The sequence below is a fragment of the Bacillus sp. FSL K6-1006 genome (genome assembly GCF_038593175.1).
Taxonomy (GTDB): Bacteria; Bacillota; Bacilli; order Bacillales; family Bacillaceae; genus Bacillus; species Bacillus safensis.
This window is the reverse complement of record NZ_CP151970.1, coordinates 3740904-3758626: the sequence shown is the minus strand read 5'-3', so window position 1 is coordinate 3758626 and position 17723 is coordinate 3740904. Positions and strand designations below refer to the sequence as shown.

Genomic DNA, 17723 nt, shown 5'->3' with positions numbered 1-17723 from the left:
AAGGCTTCTCCCCCCTCCTTTTCTTTTTAAAATGACCAGTATCAAACTGTTATAGAACACGAAAAAGAGCAAATGGTCATCACCATTCGTGCACATACATTGTTGAAAACAATTAATATAGTAGAAAAACGTCTTTTCGACAAATTACACAAGCTGTGGATAAACAATTCAACAGGCTGTGTAATAACTTTCCACAGGTTATCCACAAATTGTGGATAATATAAAAGGGCCAGATAAGTAATTAAGAGTTAAAACACAAATATAATATCAAAATAAACAAGATGGTGCAATGGGTGTCACAAACTTATCCACACACTTTACATCCTGTTGAAAAATAATTATCCACATCGGTTATTTGTGTGAAAAAAATGTCGATAATGGGTGTGGATAGTCTAAATATGCCGGAAAAATATCCACATTCTTGTTTTAAAGGTCTTTTAGGAGGAAAAAGAGAATAAAATGTTGGAAACTAAAAAAGAAGGTTTCTTCGTTTGATAATTTATGTTATGCTTATAAGGTTGATAATAAGAGTTTTATCATTGATATTGACAATCGATGGGTTACACAAATATAATGAGTTAGACTGTCTTAAACAGCTATTCCTCAGGGAGGTGTCATAAATGAAAAGAACGTTTCAACCAAATAACCGTAAGCGTAGTAAAGTTCATGGCTTCCGCAGCCGTATGAGTACTAAAAACGGACGTCTAGTTTTAAAGCGACGCCGCAGCAAAGGTAGAAAAAAATTATCAGCTTAGGCCACTGAATAATGTCAGTGGTCTTTTTTACATAAAATCGTAAATGAACTGTCAGTTTTTATCGGAGTGGAAGAAAACATGAAGAAGCGAAACAGGCTAAAAAAAAATGAAGAGTTTCAAAAGGTGTTCAAAAAAGGTCAATCAATGGCAAATCGCCAATTCGTTATTTACCAGCTGGATCAGCCAAATCAAGTTGAACTGCGTCTAGGATTGTCTGTCAGTAAGAAGATTGGTAATGCAGTGATTAGAAACCGAATTAAACGTCTGATCCGTCAGGTGTTTTTAGAGGAAGGCCATAAGTTAAAGCAAGAAAAAGACTACATTGTCATTGCACGAAAACCAGCGAGTGAATTGACCTTTGAAGAAACAAAGAAGTCTCTCCAACATTTATTTAGAAAATCCGCTGTTTATCAACAACAACCGAAAAAGTCTTCGTAATAGAAACTTTCGTTGAATCAATTTTTAAAAGCGCTTCCTTCATCTAGTGAATTAAAATGAAACCACCACTTTGCAAAGAAAAAATGTTACCATACTGATTAGGTGAGTCACTTTCTTAATCAATTCCAACTTAAATAAAGTTTGAAGTAATGGGAGGAATCTTGTTGAAAAGGCGATTATTACTAATATTTAGCTTGATTGGCGTATTGGTTTTATTGGCAGGATGTACACAGATCAATGAACCAATTACATCAGATAGTAAGGGATTCTGGAATTCTTATATTGTTTACCCGCTATCTCAATTAATCACGTACATGGCAAACTTAACTGGTGAAAACTATGGTGTAGCGATTATTATTGTAACACTGTTAATTCGCTTGCTTATTTTACCATTAATGATTAAACAGTTAAGAAGTACAAAAGCGATGCAAGCATTACAGCCTGAATTGAAAAAGCTTCGTGAAAAATATAGCTCTAAAGATCAAAAAACACAGCAGCAGCTTCAGCAGGAAACAATGGCCCTTTTTCAAAAAAATGGCGTCAATCCATTAGCAGGCTGTTTCCCAATTTTAATTCAAATGCCAATCCTTATTGGTTTCTATCATGCAATTATGAGAACAGCAGAAATTAAAAAGCATACATTCTTATGGTTTGACTTAGGCAGCCCAGATCCATTGTTCCTATTACCGATTATTGCGGGTGTAGCTACTTTCATTCAGCAAAAGCTGATGATGGCTGGAAATCCTTCGGACAACCCTCAAATGGCTATCATGCTATGGGTGATGCCGATTATGATCGTTGTGTTTGCAATTAGTTTCCCAGCAGCACTTTCATTGTACTGGGTTGTAGGTAACATTTTCATGATCATTCAAACATTGGTGATTAAAACACCTCAAGTAAAAGTTGATACAAAAGAAAAAGCTGGCGGGAATAAAAAATGAAGGAAATAACTGCTGTCGGTCGCACAATCGAAGAAGCAGTAGATTCCGGACTTAAACAAATTCAGCTACTACAAGAAGAAGTAGAAATCACAATAGTAGATGAAGGAAATAAAGGGTTTTTAGGATTATTTGGTAAAAGACAAGCTGTGGTCAAGTTAGTAGAAAAGATAAATGCATTTAAATTAGCTACACAGTATTTGGATAAAATTGTTAAGTCTATTGATCCTAAAGCAAAGATTATTTCCAAACAGGAACCGAAAAACATTTCTTACCACATTGATGGAGATAAAACGTCATTAATGATTGGAAAAAGAGGCCAGACATTGTACTCTTTAGAAACGTTGGTACAGCTAGTGTTTAATCGTTATTCTGATCAGTATCATCATATAACAATTGATATTGGCGATTATAGGAAGAAACGACAAGAAGCACTTGAACAATATGCAGTCAAAACAGCAAATCGGGTTTTAAAAACGAAGAGAAAGGTTCATTTAGAACCAATGCCTTCGAATGAACGAAAAATTGTTCATGATGCGATTGCTGCATTCTCTAAAGAACTTGCAACGGCATCTGAAGATACAGGCAGCAAACGTCATGTTGTGGTGCTGTATAAAAAATAGCAGAAAGGCTAAGATTCAGCAAAGCTGGATTTTAGTCTTTTTTTATTGAAAAATTGCTTTTTATAGAGGATTCATCCTTTATTTCTAAAAAATGAGTGTGTGATATGAGTGCAAAACGCCAATTTAACAAGTAAGTATAGGGGTCAGGGCGTTTAAATTTATTGGATTTAGGTGTAAGATGTGAAGACAAGTTTCAAACGTCGTTATTCACATGTGGATAAGTTAAGTGTTAAAATAGATAAGATGCAAAGCTGTGGATAATTAGATATGGGAACTTTCACTTCGCTTTCATTTATGATATCTTTAAATTTTGGATTAAGCGTTTTTGATATAGAGATGGACAATGTCCATTTAATAGATAACAGACTGTTTATTAAGTAGAGAAAGAGGTGAATGAGTGATGGATACAATTGCAGCAATTTCTACACCGATGGGTGAAGGAGCAATTGCGATTATTCGTTTAAGCGGGCCTGATGCGGTACAGATTGCTGATCGGATGTATAAAGGTCCTAAGGAGAAAAAACTTGTATCGGTGGATTCACATACGATTCATTATGGTCATATTGTGGATTCTAGCACTGAGCAAGTAATAGAAGAGGTCATGGTGTCAGTATTAAGAGCGCCAAAAACATTTACGAGAGAAGACGTTATTGAGATTAACTGCCATGGCGGGATTGTAACGGTCAATAAAGTACTGCAGCTTGCTTTAAGAGAAGGAGCGAGATTAGCGGAGCCAGGTGAGTTTACAAAACGAGCTTTCTTAAATGGAAGAATTGATCTTTCGCAGGCTGAAGCGGTAATGGATTTAATTCGCGCAAAGACAGATCGTGCGATGAATGTAGCGATTACTCAAATGGAGGGACGCCTCTCAGGTTTGATTAAACGACTTCGCGGCGAGATATTGGAAACACTGGCCCATGTTGAAGTCAATATTGACTATCCTGAGTATGACGATGTTGAAGAAATGACGCATCGGGTTTTAGTTGAAAAGGCAACATCAGTGAAAAAGGAAATTGAGTCACTGCTAACGACTTCTCAGCAGGGGAAAATACTTCGCGAGGGCTTATCCACTGTCATTATTGGAAGACCGAATGTTGGGAAGTCTTCCTTGTTGAATAGTCTTGTACAGGAAACAAAAGCGATTGTAACGGATATTCCTGGAACAACGAGAGATGTCATTGAGGAATATGTAAATGTTAGAGGTGTACCGCTTCGATTAGTCGATACTGCGGGTATACGTGAGACGGAGGACATTGTTGAGCGTATAGGGGTTGAACGATCTAGACAGGTCTTAAAAGAAGCTGACCTGATTTTACTTGTGCTCAATTATAGCGAGGAATTGTCAGAAGAGGATATCAAACTTTTTGAGGCCGTCTCAGGCATGGATATCATCGTAATCGTGAATAAGACAGATCTTGAGCCTAAGCTTGATATTGAAAAGGTCAAGCAGTTAGCGAAGGATCGTCCGGTGGTTACTACATCATTATTACAAGAAAAAGGGATTGATGAGCTTGAAATCGCGATTCAATCACTATTCTTCACGGGTTCAATTGAAAGTGGAGATTTAACGTATGTAAGTAATACAAGGCATATTGCTCTTCTTCAGGCAGCAAAACAATCCATTGAGGATGCTCTTGAAGGAATTGAAATGGACGTACCGATCGATATAGTTCAAATAGATTTAACACGCTGCTGGGAACAGTTAGGTGAAATTATTGGAGATGCTGTTCATGAAAGCTTGATTGATCAGTTATTCTCTCAATTCTGTTTAGGAAAGTAAAGGGAGGAACATAAGAAATGGGTTATGAAGCTGGCAATTATGACGTAATCGTCGTGGGTGCCGGTCATGCTGGAGTTGAGGCTGCTCTTGCTTCTGCAAGACAGGGCGCCAAAACACTTGTATTGACTATCAACCTCGATATGGTTGCTTTTATGCCATGTAATCCGTCCGTAGGCGGCCCCGCAAAAGGGATTGTCGTCAGAGAAATTGATGCTCTAGGCGGAGAAATGGCACGAAATATAGATAAGACGCATATTCAAATGCGCATGCTGAATACGGGGAAAGGACCTGCTGTCCGTGCGTTAAGAGCGCAAGCAGATAAGTTCCAATATCAGCATGAAATGAAAAAAACAATGGAAAATGAACCAAACCTGACAATGCTGCAAGGTATGGTAGATCATTTAATTGTAGAAGATGATGAATGTAAGGGTGTTGTTACTCAAACAGGGGCGAACTATCGTGCGAAGTCTGTTGTTTTAACGACAGGGACTTTCTTAAAAGGCCGCATCATTTTAGGAGACCTTTCGTATTCAAGCGGTCCAAATAACCAGCAGCCTTCTATTAAATTATCTGATCATTTAGCAGAACTAGGATTCGATTTGGTTCGCTTTAAAACAGGAACACCTCCTCGAGTGAATAGCCACTCGATTGATTATAGTAAAACAGAAATTCAACCAGGTGATGATGTCCCGCGGGCGTTCTCCTATGAAACGGTTGAATATATTACTGACCAGCTGCCATGCTGGTTAACGTACACGAGTTTAGAGACTCATCAAATTATTGATGAAAATCTACACCGTTCTCCAATGTATTCAGGTATGATTAAAGGAACTGGTCCTAGATACTGCCCGTCCATTGAAGATAAAGTGGTTCGTTTCAATGATAAACCGAGACATCAAATTTTCTTAGAGCCAGAAGGTCGTAATACGCAGGAAGTTTATGTTCAAGGATTGTCTACAAGTCTTCCGGAGGATGTACAGCAGCGCATGCTTTCAACTATCCCAGGACTCGAGAATGTTCAAATGATGAGAGCGGGTTATGCCATCGAGTATGATGCGATTGTGCCTACTCAGTTGTGGCCTACACTTGAGACGAAGAAAATTTCTGGATTATATACAGCCGGCCAAATTAATGGTACGTCTGGTTATGAGGAAGCAGCAGGTCAAGGGATTATGGCAGGTATTAATGCAGGAAGAAAAGCATTAGGTAAAGAAGAAGTCATTTTAAGCCGATCTGATGCATATATCGGTGTCCTCATCGATGACCTTGTCACAAAAGGAACAAATGAACCATACCGTCTCTTGACATCACGTGCTGAGTATCGTCTCCTTCTCCGTCATGACAATGCTGATTTAAGATTAACTGAACTTGGCTATCAAATTGGATTAATTTCTGAAGAAAGATTCCAAGCATTCCAGCAGAAAAAAGAAGCCATTGAAGCAGAGAAAAAACGTTTATATTCTGTGATCATTAAACCTACAGCAGAGACTCAAGAATTTATTCGTTCACTCGGTGGAAGTGAGTTGAAGGACGGCATTCGTGCAAGTGATTTGATGAAACGTCCAGAAATGAATTATGAAACTGTTGTGAAATTAGCTCCTGCGGAAACACAGCTTCCTTCTGATGTGTGTGAGCAGGTAGAGATTCAAATTAAATACGAAGGTTATATTGAAAAGTCACTCCAGCAAGTTGAAAAACTGAAAAAGATGGAGAACAAAAAGATTCCTGATCGTATTGATTATGATGCCATCAAAGGGATTGCAACTGAAGCGAAACAAAAGCTGAAAGAAGTCCGACCGCTTTCTGTTGCACAGGCTTCTCGTATTTCAGGCGTTAACCCTGCTGATATTTCTATCCTTTTAGTATATTTAGAGCAGGGGCGTATTGCGAAGATAGCAGAATAGAAAGGATGTCGGCATGAACATTAAACAATTTACAGCAGCACTAGAGGAGAAAGGGATCACTCTTTCTCCTGTGCAGCTTGAACAATTTGAAACCTACTTCCGCATGCTTGTAGAATGGAACGAGAAAATGAATTTAACGTCCATTACTGAAAAGGAAGAAGTGTATTTAAAGCATTTTTATGATTCAATATCAGCAGCATTTTTTATTGATTTTCACAAAGTGACGACGATTTGTGATATTGGAGCTGGTGCTGGTTTTCCAAGCATTCCTCTTAAGATTTGTTTCCCTCATCTACATGTGACCATTGTTGATTCTCTTCAGAAACGAATTACGTTTCTCAATGAGTTAGCAAAAGGATTAAACTTACAAGATACTACTTTTTATCATGATCGTGCGGAAACGTTTGGACAACGTAAGGAAAAGCGTGAAAGCTATGATCTTGTCACTGCTAGAGCAGTTGCACGTTTATCCGTCTTGAGCGAACTATGTCTGCCTCTAGTGAAAAAGGAAGGATTGTTTGTTGCCTTAAAAGCATCTGCCGCTGATGAAGAAATGCAAGCAGGGAAAAAAGCTGTCACAGTCCTCGGAGGAGAGGTTGTTGAAAAGCATTCCTTTGTTCTTCCTTTAGAAGAAAGCGAACGGAACATCATTGTCATTGAAAAGAAAAAGCAAACACCAAAAAAATATCCTAGAAAACCAGGAACACCTAATAAATCACCAATAGAAGGTTGATCATGTAAAAGGTCGGTTTTTCTTCAATATTTATGATTTTACAGAAGGAAAAAACATGAGAAAATAGAATTATAAAAAGGTAGTTTTTAAAGGTGGTGTAGGTTCATGAAGCATTCACTCTCACGCTTCTTCGGGCTTGGAGACAAAGAACATCCTGAGCGTGAAACCGAAATAGAGGCAGAGATTGCTGAGCATGATACATTAAAGGAAGAGATACAGGAGCTCCCGGTCGACACAATTATGCCAAACCGTTTTCAGCCACGCACCATTTTTTCAGAAGAAAAGATACAAGAGCTGGCCACGACGATTCATACCCATGGCATTATCCAACCGATTGTTGTTAGACCAACAGAAGAAGAAGGAAAATATGAACTGATCGCCGGCGAAAGACGTTGGAGAGCGGTACAGACTCTTCAATGGGAGAAAATCCCCGCTATTATAAAAGATTTTACTGATACGGAAACGGCATCTGTGGCATTGATTGAAAATTTGCAAAGAGAAGAGCTGTCTTCTATTGAAGAGGCTCATGCTTATGCACGTCTTTTAGAGCTTCATGATTTAACACAAGAGGCGCTTGCTCAGCGTTTAGGCAAGGGACAATCAACTGTTGCTAACAAATTAAGACTTTTAAAGTTGCCTGAAGAGGTACAACAAGCCATTTTAGAGAAAAAAATCTCTGAAAGGCATGCACGTTCACTTGTGCCCCTAAAGCTTCCAGAATTACAAATCGCGCTATTGCAGGAAATCATCGAAAAGCAGTTGAATGTGAAACAGACTGAAGAGCGTGTAGTGAAGATGCTTGAACAAAAAACGGATCGCAAACCGAAGCCAAAACGTAAGGCGTTTAGTCGTGATACACGAATTGCGATGAATACCATTCGTCAGTCTCTCCACATGGTAGAAGACAGCGGACTTAAAATAAATACCGAGGAAGAAGAGTTTGAGGAATATATCCAATTAACGATTCGAATTCCTAAATAGAAATAAGCTGATGAGCGCCACTCGTCAGCTTTTTTTGTTTGTCTTATTTCCTGCACACACCATATTTACATAATATTTATAAATTGGTAAAATATGATTTTCATAGTATAAAGGAGGTGACAACTACTGATGAAAATGAAGAAGACTATTTTCGCCATTATTTGCTATTTACTTATTTCTTTTTCTGTTTTTCCAAATGAAGCGACAATATACGCTGTGAAATCGCCAACGGCTCATGCGGATGAAGGCCTGATGACCAACAGAGAATTGAACGTTTTGAAGAAGCAAGGTGTTGTTTCTAAAGATGTGACTGTACAGCAATTTAATCAAGAGTATGCGTCTTCCGACGATTCGATCGACTTGATTACAGCTGACGATGATTTGAAGAACTATGGTTTACGACAAAATAAGCATGATGAGCTGGTGACGGATGAAAAGCCGCACACCCTCAAGCAACTTTTAGGAAAGCCGTATCCTGGTACCGATATTATCCCTAAAAAAGGAGATATCTTGGTGACAACCACTGATGCTGTGAAGGGTTTGGTTGGACATGCAGGTATCGTCATTAATGAGAAAAGCTATGCTTCTATTCCAGGGTTTCGAAAGCATCCTCAACTTGATTCCATTCATAACTGGTTTCGCTATAGTGCCAATACAAAGGTAATTCGGATTAATCAAGAGGAGAAGGCAGATTTAGCAGGGGAATGGGCACACGATTATGTGAAAGATCATCCGAAGGCTCGCTACTCCATCACCATGTCAATTCAATCATTGGACCCGACTTATTGTTCAAAGATCGTGTGGCAGGCCTATGGCAAAACAGGGGACGCTTTGGGACATGCGACTTTTACCATTAAGACACCCTATGGATTTTTAAAAAAGAAAAGCTATAAAACAGTAACTCCTAAGGTCATTGTCAGTGAAGGCCGTAAAATAGGTGAATTATACTTTTAATATGTGACCCTCACTTTTGATAGAAGTGAGGGTTTTGATGCATGTCTATTTCTTAAAAAAGATATATCAATATACTTTTTAGATGTGTTATCATTCGTTCTTTTATGTACGAAAAGGCACATTCACCGACGAATTTATAATAGGGAAACAAAAAAAGCAAACGTTTCATACTTTTTTTGATAGAATAGGAAGTATGAATGATTGAGAAACTTGTTAAGTTGAAAGTGGGTGACATCGTGGGGAAAATCATAGCGATTACCAACCAGAAGGGCGGCGTCGGGAAGACGACAACTTCTGTTAATTTGGGTGCGTGTTTAGCATACATAGGCAAACGAGTGTTGTTAGTTGATATTGATCCGCAGGGCAATGCCACGAGTGGTATTGGGATTGAGAAGGCCGACGTAGAGAAGTGTGTGTACGATATTTTAGTTGATGATGCAGATGTTCTTGATGTGATTAAGACGACAGAGGTCGAAAATCTTGATGTCATTCCTGCGACGATACAGCTTGCAGGGGCTGAAATAGAGCTTGTGCCTACAATCTCACGTGAAGTGAGGCTGAAGAGAGCACTTGAATCTGTTAAGCAGAATTATGATTATATGATTATTGACTGCCCGCCATCACTTGGACTGCTGACGATTAATGCGTTAACTGCATCCGATTCCGTTTTAATACCAGTTCAGTGCGAATATTATGCGCTTGAAGGATTGAGCCAATTGTTAAACACAGTTCGTCTCGTGCAGAAACATCTAAATACCGATCTTGCCATTGAAGGTGTCTTGCTGACAATGCTTGATGCCCGAACAAATCTTGGGATTCAGGTTATCGAAGAAGTGAAGAAGTACTTTAGAGATAAAGTCTATCAAACCGTCATTCCGAGAAATGTGAGGCTGAGTGAAGCGCCAAGTCATGGAAAGCCGATTATCTTGTATGATCCACGTTCAAGAGGTGCAGATGTCTATTTAGACTTAGCAAAGGAAGTGGATGCGAATGGCTAAAGGTCTTGGAAAGGGTATTAATGCACTATTTAACAACGTAGACTCAAATGAAGAAACGGTTGAAGAAATTAAATTAAAGGATTTGCGTCCGAATCCTTATCAGCCAAGGAAAACGTTTGATGATGATGCATTGTCTGATCTGAAAGAATCCATTCAGCAGCACGGTGTTTTACAGCCGATCATTGTTCGTAAATCGATTAAAGGATATGACATAGTAGCAGGAGAACGTCGTTTTCGCGCAGCACAACAAGCTGGTCTGACAACAATTCCTGCAATCGTTCGAGAGTTTTCAGAAACGCTGATGAGAGAAATTGCCCTTTTAGAAAACCTGCAGCGTGAGGATCTCTCTCCACTAGAGGAAGCGGAAGCGTATGCTTCCTTGCTGGATCATCTAAGTGTGACGCAAGAGGAATTAGCGAAGCGATTAGGGAAAAGCAGACCGCATATTGCGAACCATCTCCGTCTGTTGACTTTACCGGATGAGATCCAAAAGCTGATTGCAAATGGAACGTTATCAATGGGACATGGCCGGACATTGCTTAGCTTAAAGAACAAAAAGAAGCTGGCGCCTTTGGTAAAGAAAATCGTGGATGAGGGGTTAAACGTACGACAGGTTGAGAAACTTGTTCAGCAGTTAAACGAAAATGTTCCACGTGAAACAAAGAAAAAAGAAGCACCAAAGGATCGAGTGTTGAAAGAAAGAGAGTCTTTCTTACAAAACTACTTTGGTACTTCAGTGACGATCAAGAAACAGAAGAAAAAAGGTAAAATTGAGATTGAATTCCTCTCAAATGAAGATTTAGACAGAATCCTTGAATTGCTTTCTACGAGGGAATCATCAGAGTGACCATCTTGATATGAGATGGTCTTTTTTATATTCTTCCAGTGATATTTTGAATAGGGGTGAAGAGAGACCGGCTTTTTTCTCTCGTCCAATCCATTTGGTCAATGTGAGATAGACTTTCAGAAAGTGTATTGGCCATAGACATGACAAGATGAAGACGTGTGTTTTGGAGGACGAAGTATTCCATGAAACCACTCACATTGACGATCCCATTAATATGAATATCTCCTACCTCTGGAAGCTCTTTTTGCACACCAGCTCCAGGCTTTAACGGTCCATCTCCAATTTGGAAAGAACCGACACTTTTCACTCTTCCTAAACAGGCATCAACCGCTACAATAAACGGGTGTTTATGAGCTTGTTCAATTTCAGCGAGTTTTTCTTTTAAATTGACCGCATGCACTGGGTCAGAGAGTGTTCCATATACATGAAGCTTTTTCAAATCCAGACCTGAAAGCTTTGAACCAACAAGTGGACCTAGAGAGTCGCCAGTTGAGCGGTCTGTACCAATACAAACGATGGCAACGGGTCTTTTTCCTGCTTTCTGAAGATGCGAGAATAAAATACTTTTAAGCTGTTGAATGGCGTTTGTATCCGTATGGGACACGTATTCTTTTACCCTATTTCTAAAAAAAAGACCGTTCTTGCTATTCATAGGTCTCACTTCCTTGTCATAGTAGTTAGTAACAGTATACGGAAACAAGCTTAATTCTATACCTATGAGGTGATGATTGTGTGGAAGGCTGGTTCAAGGTGGACGCTTTTAATTTTAGGAAGCTTAATAGGTGCGGGATATGCTTCCGGCCAGGAAATTTGGCAGTTTTTTGGCATTGATAGCGGACTAGCCATTCTACTGTTTACATTGATGTTTATGCTGTCTACCTATGTGGTGTTAAAAATCAGTTATGAGGTGCGTGCAGATCACTTTGTGCCAGTGCTGGAACGGCTTGTCGGTCCATGGCTGGCTAAGGTGTATGACGTGTTAATTGTCCTTTATTTATTCACGACAACGACGGTCATGATTGCTGGCGGCGGGGTGACGCTTGAGATGTATCATGTGCCTTTTTGGGTTGGCATCGGCGCGTTCTGTTTGTTTTCATTTATGATTTTTTTCTGGGATGTGAAAGGGCTCTTATCTGTGAATGCTTTCATTATACCAATTTTGGTGGCGGGGCTCATCTATGCGTTTGTTTTTTATTATATGAACCATGATCATATGTGGAGGATTGATTTTGGGCAGCAGTACAATTGGCCTGCCAGCATTGTCTTTGCTTCTTTGAACATATTATCTGTTGTGGCAGTGCTGTCTTCGGTTGGGAAAGAAATGAAGGGGCTTGGGGAAGCCAAAGTGGCGAGTATATTAAGCGGTCTTATTTTTGGTGTCATCTCGTATGTGTATAACGAAATACTGGTTGATATTTCGGGAAGTCTTTCATCAGAGGGAATTCCTTTGTTTACAGTATTAGAAGGGGCGCCGACTTCTTTGTTTGTGTTTATGACCGTTGTCCTTTGTCTAGCAATTTATACGACGACGGCAGCAGGTTTATTTGGATTATCCAGCCGGATGCTTTCTTTTGTACGAATGCCCCGCTGGCTGGTTGTCTTGGTGATGCTTCTTTTGATGGCACCTTTAACATCTCTTGGATTTGCTGATTTGATTGCTTTCTTGTATCCAATTTATAGTTTGTTGAATCTGTATTTGCTCGTCTGTTTAATGCTGTATCCGATTTTAAGTAAAAAGATATTTTCTCGTTCTAAAAATTATATTGATAAAACAAAATAAGCACCTCTCTTTTTTAGAGCTGTGCTTATTTGATCTGAATTGAATCAATAGCTTCTTTGATATCATCATAGACAGGCATTTGCTTGAGACGCTGGAGGCGATCCTCTAATTCTGAAATGGCCTGTCCCTTTAAATGCTGGGAAATGTGTTGTTTGACAATGGTCGTCTGGTTTATCATGTCTTCTGTTTTAGCCAATTGATACTCCAAGTGCACGCGAGTATTTGCTAATTCGTCGTGCAGCCGCATTTTGAGCAGCCGTTTTAGATCCTTTCGCTGTCCTTCTCTTCGCATGGCCTGAATGGCGGCCATTTCTTCTGGAGACTGTGTTTGTGTATTTGGTGCCGATTGATTTTCGAATACAGACATGGAGCGGCGGGCACTCACATTTTGCAAGAAACGCTGGGCGTCACTAGGAGGCTTATTTTGATTGATCATGCGATGACTCCTTTCTTAATGAATACCCATTTGCATCGCAAGGCGTCTATCTGCCTTGGCGTAGTCATCACCCATTGTATACATATGTCTTGAAAGAGCAGAAAGCTCTTGTTCGTAATCCCTCAGGGTGTACAAGGCATTCAGCTGTTTTTCGTGTGAATAAAAGGAGGAATGCGACTGTTCCATCCTCACTTCGTCTACCAGTGCTTCCACATCACTATGACTTAATAAATCATAGTGGCCAAAGCCTACGAGTCCTTTAAGCTCTTGTTTTACATGATGGACGGCGTCTTTTACACTTTCATCAATTCCATCGATTTTTTCAAATACAGTGTGCACTTCATGTTCAATAATGCTTTGCAGATCATAGGATGAATTTTTTAGTAAATGGGATTTTATGATAATTTCAAGTCCGTTTTGTGCATATGCACGTCCAGAATGAATTTCTTGCAGCAGCATGGCTGTAAAACTTGTATTATGATCAAGCTGTTCATCTAAAATACGGGCGGATCCATTCGGATGGAATGAATATCCATTTGCTTTGAATTCTCCTGAAATGAGAGCTAAAAAAGCATTTGTATCAAAGGATTCGTTCCATTCTATATTCATAGATGCAAAAGCTGATTTTAAAAAGGTGTCAATTTCCCTTTTTTTGTATTTAACGGATTCTTGGACTGAGTCTTGCTGCCGTGGCGGTACGGTGTACTTGACTTGCCCAACTCCTTGATCATGGCGATTGAGTAAACCGACGTAATGACTAGGCTGAATATATTCAATCAACATGCGTGTATATTGACCTTGCTGCGCCTTTTGCTGAATCGAAGGCGACAGGCTGCTCCATATATTTGGGCTGTCAAAGGTGACGGCTTTTTTGACAGCTGGCTGTTCTGTTGCAACATAAGCACAAACAGCACCGGCAAGTGCTTGTCCAGTGAGATGGATACCTGCATTCGGATGCTTCTGACAGACTTTCTCTATGTATTCCTTCCCTTTAAAAAAGACATGGTCTTGATTGCCATCAAGGGACTTTCTTTCAATTGGATAGGCATAGTCTGTTTTGAGTAATGACTGTGCCGCGTTGTGTACATCTTGCTTAGATGTCACCGTCATTTGGTTTGGCAGTGGACAGTGAAAAGCGACGATGAATTCATCTGATTGTTCTGGCTGCATTGTTAAACCATATATTTTATGGTCGATCTTTAGAAAATCGTGGACAGTGAGTGTTTGCTGACCTATTTCTATCGTATGGTGCTGCTGGTAATTGTCGATATTTCCAGCATGATCGGATATGATTTTATATTCTTTATCAGTTAATCTATCCTTTCGATTGACCATCGTACCTGCTCCCTCACATAACATTTATGCAGATATCATAAATCAAAAAATATGGAAAAACCACCGCGTTCTACCAATAAAAACCTTTTGACCTACAGTGTTTGTGACAATATTGAAAAAAAACGGAGTTTAAGTAACTATTGGTCACAAATAAAATGATCTAAAAGAAGGGTTTTTTCTCTAAAAAAGAATAGGATGAACGATTGAAAGAGACTCTTTGTTTTGTGCATTGCCCTTCATCGCCGTTTTTTTGTACAATAGATTCAATGAAGTGAGCAAGGAGAGGTGAAGGCTGATGGCAGACAAAGCGTTTGGGTTACATGATGTTGTAGAAATGAAAAAGCCCCATCCATGTGGTGCCAATCGGTGGAAGGTCATTCGTTTGGGCATGGATATCCGTATTAAATGTGAAGGCTGCGGACACAGCGTGATGATCCCAAGAAGAGATTTTGAACGAAAAATGAAGAAAATTCTCGTCAAGCATGAGGAGCCAACTGCTTAAGTAGGCCTCATGCTTTTTTCATTAAATTTGTCTTTTCTACAGTAAAGCCAGGTGCAATTTCTCGTTTTGAAGCATTGATTTATTCTTTTTGACGATGTTTCTTCTATTGAAAATGCATGGTGGTTAGCTTGTCTTTTCATGTAAACCTACTTATAATTGCTCTAGGTTCATATTACGCAGTATAACGAGCACGTTTGATATAGAGGAGATGAAAGAATGGCTTTAACAGCTGGTATTGTTGGCTTACCTAACGTCGGGAAGTCAACGCTATTTAATGCAATTACACAGGCTGGAGCGGAGTCTGCTAACTATCCGTTTTGTACCATTGATCCAAACGTCGGAATTGTAGAAGTTCCTGACGAGCGTTTACAAAAGCTAACAGAATTGGTGCAGCCGAAAAAGACAGTTCCCACTGCTTTCGAATTCACTGATATTGCGGGTATTGTCAAAGGTGCATCTAAAGGTGAAGGTTTAGGGAATAAATTCCTTTCTCATATTCGTCAAGTAGATGCGATTTGTCACGTGGTCAGAGCTTTTGCAGACGATAACATTACACACGTAGCTGGTAAGGTTGATCCTGTAGCAGATATTGAAACGATTAATCTAGAATTAATTTTGGCTGATTTAGAAACAGTTGAAAAGCGTTTAGCTCGTGTGAGTAAGCTCGCAAAACAAAAGGACAAGGAAGCAGTAGCTGAATTTGAGATTTTGTCGAAGCTAATGAACGCATTTGAAGCTGGGAAATCGGCAAGATCTGTAGAATTTACAGATGAACAGCAAAAGCTTGTGAAACAGCTTCATTTACTCACATCTAAACCAGTTCTTTATGTAGCAAATGTGAGTGAGGATGAAGTAGCGGATCATGAGGGCAACGAATATGTGCAGCAAATCCGTGAGTTTGCTTCTGGTGAAAACGCTGAAGTCATCGTCGTTTGTGCAAAGATCGAGTCTGAAATTGCAGAGCTTGAAGGAGAAGAGAAGCAAATGTTCCTTGAAGAGCTTGGTATTAATGAGTCAGGGCTTGATCAGCTAATTAGAGCATCTTATTCACTTCTAGGATTAGCTACGTATTTCACAGCAGGTGAGCAAGAGGTACGTGCTTGGACATTTAAAAAAGGAATGAAAGCGCCAGAATGTGCTGGAATCATCCACACAGACTTTGAGCGTGGATTTATTCGTGCTGAAACGGTTGCGTATGAGGATTTACTAGCTGGCGGAAGCATGTCTGCTGCTAAAGAAGCAGGAAAAGTTCGTCTAGAAGGCAAAGAATATGTAGTGAAAGATGGAGACGTCATTCATTTCCGTTTTAATGTATAGGTTCTTGTCATAGGCCAAGTGATTTGTTATAATATACAATTGTGAGTAATATAATTTATTGCTCCTTGCCCGTTTAGGGCCGCTTAGACCAAAAGGAGGTGCAATCAGATGAGAAAGTACGAAGTTATGTACATCATCCGCCCAACAGTTGACGATGAGGCTAAAAAAGCAGTTATCGAGCGTTTCAATAACGTGTTAACTTCTAACGGTGCGGAGATCACTGGAACAAAGGATTGGGGTAAACGTCGTCTTGCATACGAAATCAATGATTTCCGTGACGGTTTCTACCAAATCGTAAACGTTCAATCTGACGCTGCAGCAGTTCAAGAATTTGACCGCTTAGCTAAGATCAGTGACGATATCATTCGACACATTGTTGTTAAAGAAGAAGTATAAATCATTGAAATATATATTTAAAGGTGGTCTTTCAATATGCTAAACCGTGTTGTATTGGTCGGAAGACTAACAAAAGACCCTGAGCTTCGCTACACGCCTAATGGTGCGGCTGTAGCCACGTTTACTCTAGCTGTGAATCGTACGTTTACGAATCAATCTGGAGAGCGTGAAGCCGATTTCATTAACTGTGTTACTTGGAGAAGACAAGCCGAGAACGTGGCTAATTTCTTGAAAAAAGGAAGTCTTGCCGGTGTAGACGGTCGTTTGCAGACAAGAAACTATGAAAATCAGCAAGGACAGCGTGTCTTCGTGACAGAGGTTCAAGCTGAAAGTGTTCAATTTCTTGAGCCTAAGAGCGGCGGTGCTGGTTCAGGTGGATACAGCGGCGGTGGCAATAGCGGAGGCCAGTATTATGGCGGTAGCCAAAACGATCAGAATCCATTTGGAAATGAACCAAGTCAAAATCCATATGGCAATCAAAACAACCAAAATCGTAATCAGGGAAATAGCTTTAATGATGACCCATTTGCGAACGATGGTAAACCGATTGACATCTCCGATGATGATTTGCCATTCTAATTGATCTGAAAAAATGACTAAAGGAAAGGTGTGAAAACAAATGGCAGGTGGACGCAGAGGCGGTCGTGCGAAACGTCGTAAAGTATGTTTCTTTACTTCTAACGGTATCACGCACATCGATTACAAAGATGTTGATCTTCTTAGAAAGTTTGTTTCTGAGCGTGGTAAAATTTTACCTCGTCGTGTAACAGGAACTAGCGCTAAGTATCAACGTAAATTGACTTTAGCGATCAAAAGATCACGTCAAATGGCATTACTTCCATACGTTACTGGTGAGTAAGTCGTTGACTTAAAAAGCGGAGAGCCCCGAGCTCTTCGCTTTTTTTATTTTCCTCACTGTGAATCCCATCTATTTTTGCTAGAGTTGTTTTTGACAGTCAACCTAGGGGAAGTATGTAAAAGTGACAGTTTACTCTATACAAATATG

The 17723-nt window shown here is 39.7% G+C and carries 20 protein-coding genes; 17 read left to right on the top strand and 3 right to left on the bottom strand.

Annotated elements, in window-relative coordinates:
* The first annotated feature begins 620 nt into the window (after nucleotides 1-620).
* The 11 genes from rpmH (at nucleotide 621) to NSS65_RS19435 (ending at nucleotide 10951) form a co-directional block, all read left to right on the top strand.
* A complete protein-coding gene (rpmH, locus tag NSS65_RS19485; RefSeq protein ID WP_073208224.1) occupies nucleotides 621-755 on the top strand; it encodes a 50S ribosomal protein L34 in 135 nt (44 codons plus the stop codon).
* 78 nt (nucleotides 756-833) lie between these two features.
* A complete protein-coding gene (gene rnpA, locus NSS65_RS19480; RefSeq protein WP_024427652.1) occupies nucleotides 834-1193 on the top strand; it encodes a ribonuclease P protein component in 360 nt (119 codons plus the stop codon).
* Nucleotides 1194-1351: 158 nt separating this feature from the next.
* Nucleotides 1352-2134, top strand: a complete 783-nt coding sequence (gene spoIIIJ, locus NSS65_RS19475) for a YidC family membrane integrase SpoIIIJ (RefSeq protein WP_087976621.1) — start codon at nucleotides 1352-1354, stop codon at nucleotides 2132-2134.
* Complete coding sequence (jag, locus tag NSS65_RS19470; protein WP_034283644.1) at nucleotides 2131-2754, top strand: RNA-binding cell elongation regulator Jag/EloR; 624 nt, start codon at nucleotides 2131-2133, stop codon at nucleotides 2752-2754. Before spoIIIJ ends, jag begins: the two co-directional genes overlap by 4 nt.
* A gap of 400 nt (nucleotides 2755-3154) precedes the next feature.
* A complete protein-coding gene (gene mnmE, locus NSS65_RS19465; RefSeq protein WP_024424070.1) occupies nucleotides 3155-4534 on the top strand; it encodes a tRNA uridine-5-carboxymethylaminomethyl(34) synthesis GTPase MnmE in 1380 nt (459 codons plus the stop codon).
* A 17-nt stretch (nucleotides 4535-4551) separates the two neighbouring features.
* Entirely contained in the window at nucleotides 4552-6438 is a 1887-nt protein-coding gene (mnmG, locus tag NSS65_RS19460; protein WP_046312540.1) for a tRNA uridine-5-carboxymethylaminomethyl(34) synthesis enzyme MnmG, read from the top strand.
* A 13-nt stretch (nucleotides 6439-6451) separates the two neighbouring features.
* The gene (gene rsmG, locus NSS65_RS19455; RefSeq protein WP_046312542.1) at nucleotides 6452-7171 is read left to right on the top strand and encodes a 16S rRNA (guanine(527)-N(7))-methyltransferase RsmG; all 720 of its coding nucleotides are present in this window, start codon (nucleotides 6452-6454) and stop codon (nucleotides 7169-7171) included.
* 105 nt (nucleotides 7172-7276) lie between these two features.
* Nucleotides 7277-8152, top strand: a complete 876-nt coding sequence (gene noc / locus NSS65_RS19450; protein ID WP_024424067.1) for a nucleoid occlusion protein — start codon at nucleotides 7277-7279, stop codon at nucleotides 8150-8152.
* A gap of 129 nt (nucleotides 8153-8281) precedes the next feature.
* A complete protein-coding gene (locus tag NSS65_RS19445; RefSeq protein WP_070326264.1) occupies nucleotides 8282-9106 on the top strand; it encodes an orthopoxovirus pf05708 family protein in 825 nt (274 codons plus the stop codon).
* Between the two features lie 236 nt (nucleotides 9107-9342).
* Nucleotides 9343-10104 (top strand): sporulation initiation inhibitor protein Soj, encoded by a 762-nt coding sequence (gene soj / locus NSS65_RS19440; protein WP_008360890.1) that lies wholly within the window; start codon nucleotides 9343-9345, stop codon nucleotides 10102-10104.
* The gene (locus NSS65_RS19435) at nucleotides 10097-10951 is read left to right on the top strand and encodes a ParB/RepB/Spo0J family partition protein (protein ID WP_046312548.1); all 855 of its coding nucleotides are present in this window, start codon (nucleotides 10097-10099) and stop codon (nucleotides 10949-10951) included. The genes soj and NSS65_RS19435 overlap by 8 nt, the downstream gene beginning before the upstream one ends.
* Before the next feature lie 25 nt (nucleotides 10952-10976).
* Here the strand turns inward: NSS65_RS19435 and yyaC are convergent, their stop codons facing one another.
* Nucleotides 10977-11603 carry a spore protease YyaC gene (yyaC, locus tag NSS65_RS19430; RefSeq protein ID WP_034283638.1) on the bottom strand — a complete coding sequence of 209 codons (627 nt, stop codon included), beginning with the start codon at nucleotides 11601-11603 and terminating at the stop codon, nucleotides 10977-10979.
* Nucleotides 11604-11675: 72 nt separating this feature from the next.
* On the opposite strand from yyaC, the gene NSS65_RS19425 reads away from it, so the two are divergent.
* Complete coding sequence (locus tag NSS65_RS19425) at nucleotides 11676-12731, top strand: hypothetical protein (protein WP_076840623.1); 1056 nt, start codon at nucleotides 11676-11678, stop codon at nucleotides 12729-12731.
* Between the two features lie 25 nt (nucleotides 12732-12756).
* On the opposite strand, the gene NSS65_RS19420 is transcribed toward NSS65_RS19425, so the two are convergent.
* Both NSS65_RS19420 and NSS65_RS19415 read right to left on the bottom strand, forming a co-directional pair.
* Nucleotides 12757-13167 carry a hypothetical protein gene (locus NSS65_RS19420; protein WP_061110353.1) on the bottom strand — a complete coding sequence of 137 codons (411 nt, stop codon included), beginning with the start codon at nucleotides 13165-13167 and terminating at the stop codon, nucleotides 12757-12759.
* A 15-nt stretch (nucleotides 13168-13182) separates the two neighbouring features.
* Complete coding sequence (locus NSS65_RS19415) at nucleotides 13183-14502, bottom strand: hydrolase (RefSeq protein WP_326135165.1); 1320 nt, start codon at nucleotides 14500-14502, stop codon at nucleotides 13183-13185.
* A gap of 295 nt (nucleotides 14503-14797) precedes the next feature.
* Between NSS65_RS19415 and NSS65_RS19410 the strand changes: the two genes are divergently transcribed.
* The 5 genes from NSS65_RS19410 to rpsR all read left to right on the top strand — a co-directional run bounded on the left by NSS65_RS19410 (nucleotide 14798) and on the right by rpsR (nucleotide 17576).
* Nucleotides 14798-15004 (top strand): DUF951 domain-containing protein, encoded by a 207-nt coding sequence (locus NSS65_RS19410; RefSeq protein WP_008347561.1) that lies wholly within the window; start codon nucleotides 14798-14800, stop codon nucleotides 15002-15004.
* A gap of 216 nt (nucleotides 15005-15220) precedes the next feature.
* Nucleotides 15221-16321 carry a redox-regulated ATPase YchF gene (gene ychF / locus NSS65_RS19405; RefSeq protein WP_024424059.1) on the top strand — a complete coding sequence of 367 codons (1101 nt, stop codon included), beginning with the start codon at nucleotides 15221-15223 and terminating at the stop codon, nucleotides 16319-16321.
* A 108-nt stretch (nucleotides 16322-16429) separates the two neighbouring features.
* Nucleotides 16430-16717, top strand: coding sequence for a 30S ribosomal protein S6 (gene rpsF, locus NSS65_RS19400; RefSeq protein WP_024424058.1), 288 nt, complete (start codon nucleotides 16430-16432; stop codon nucleotides 16715-16717).
* 36 nt (nucleotides 16718-16753) lie between these two features.
* Complete coding sequence (gene ssbA / locus NSS65_RS19395; RefSeq protein ID WP_007497456.1) at nucleotides 16754-17296, top strand: single-stranded DNA-binding protein SsbA; 543 nt, start codon at nucleotides 16754-16756, stop codon at nucleotides 17294-17296.
* 40 nt (nucleotides 17297-17336) lie between these two features.
* Nucleotides 17337-17576 (top strand): 30S ribosomal protein S18, encoded by a 240-nt coding sequence (rpsR, locus tag NSS65_RS19390; protein ID WP_008359105.1) that lies wholly within the window; start codon nucleotides 17337-17339, stop codon nucleotides 17574-17576.
* Nucleotides 17577-17723 lie beyond the last annotated feature (147 nt).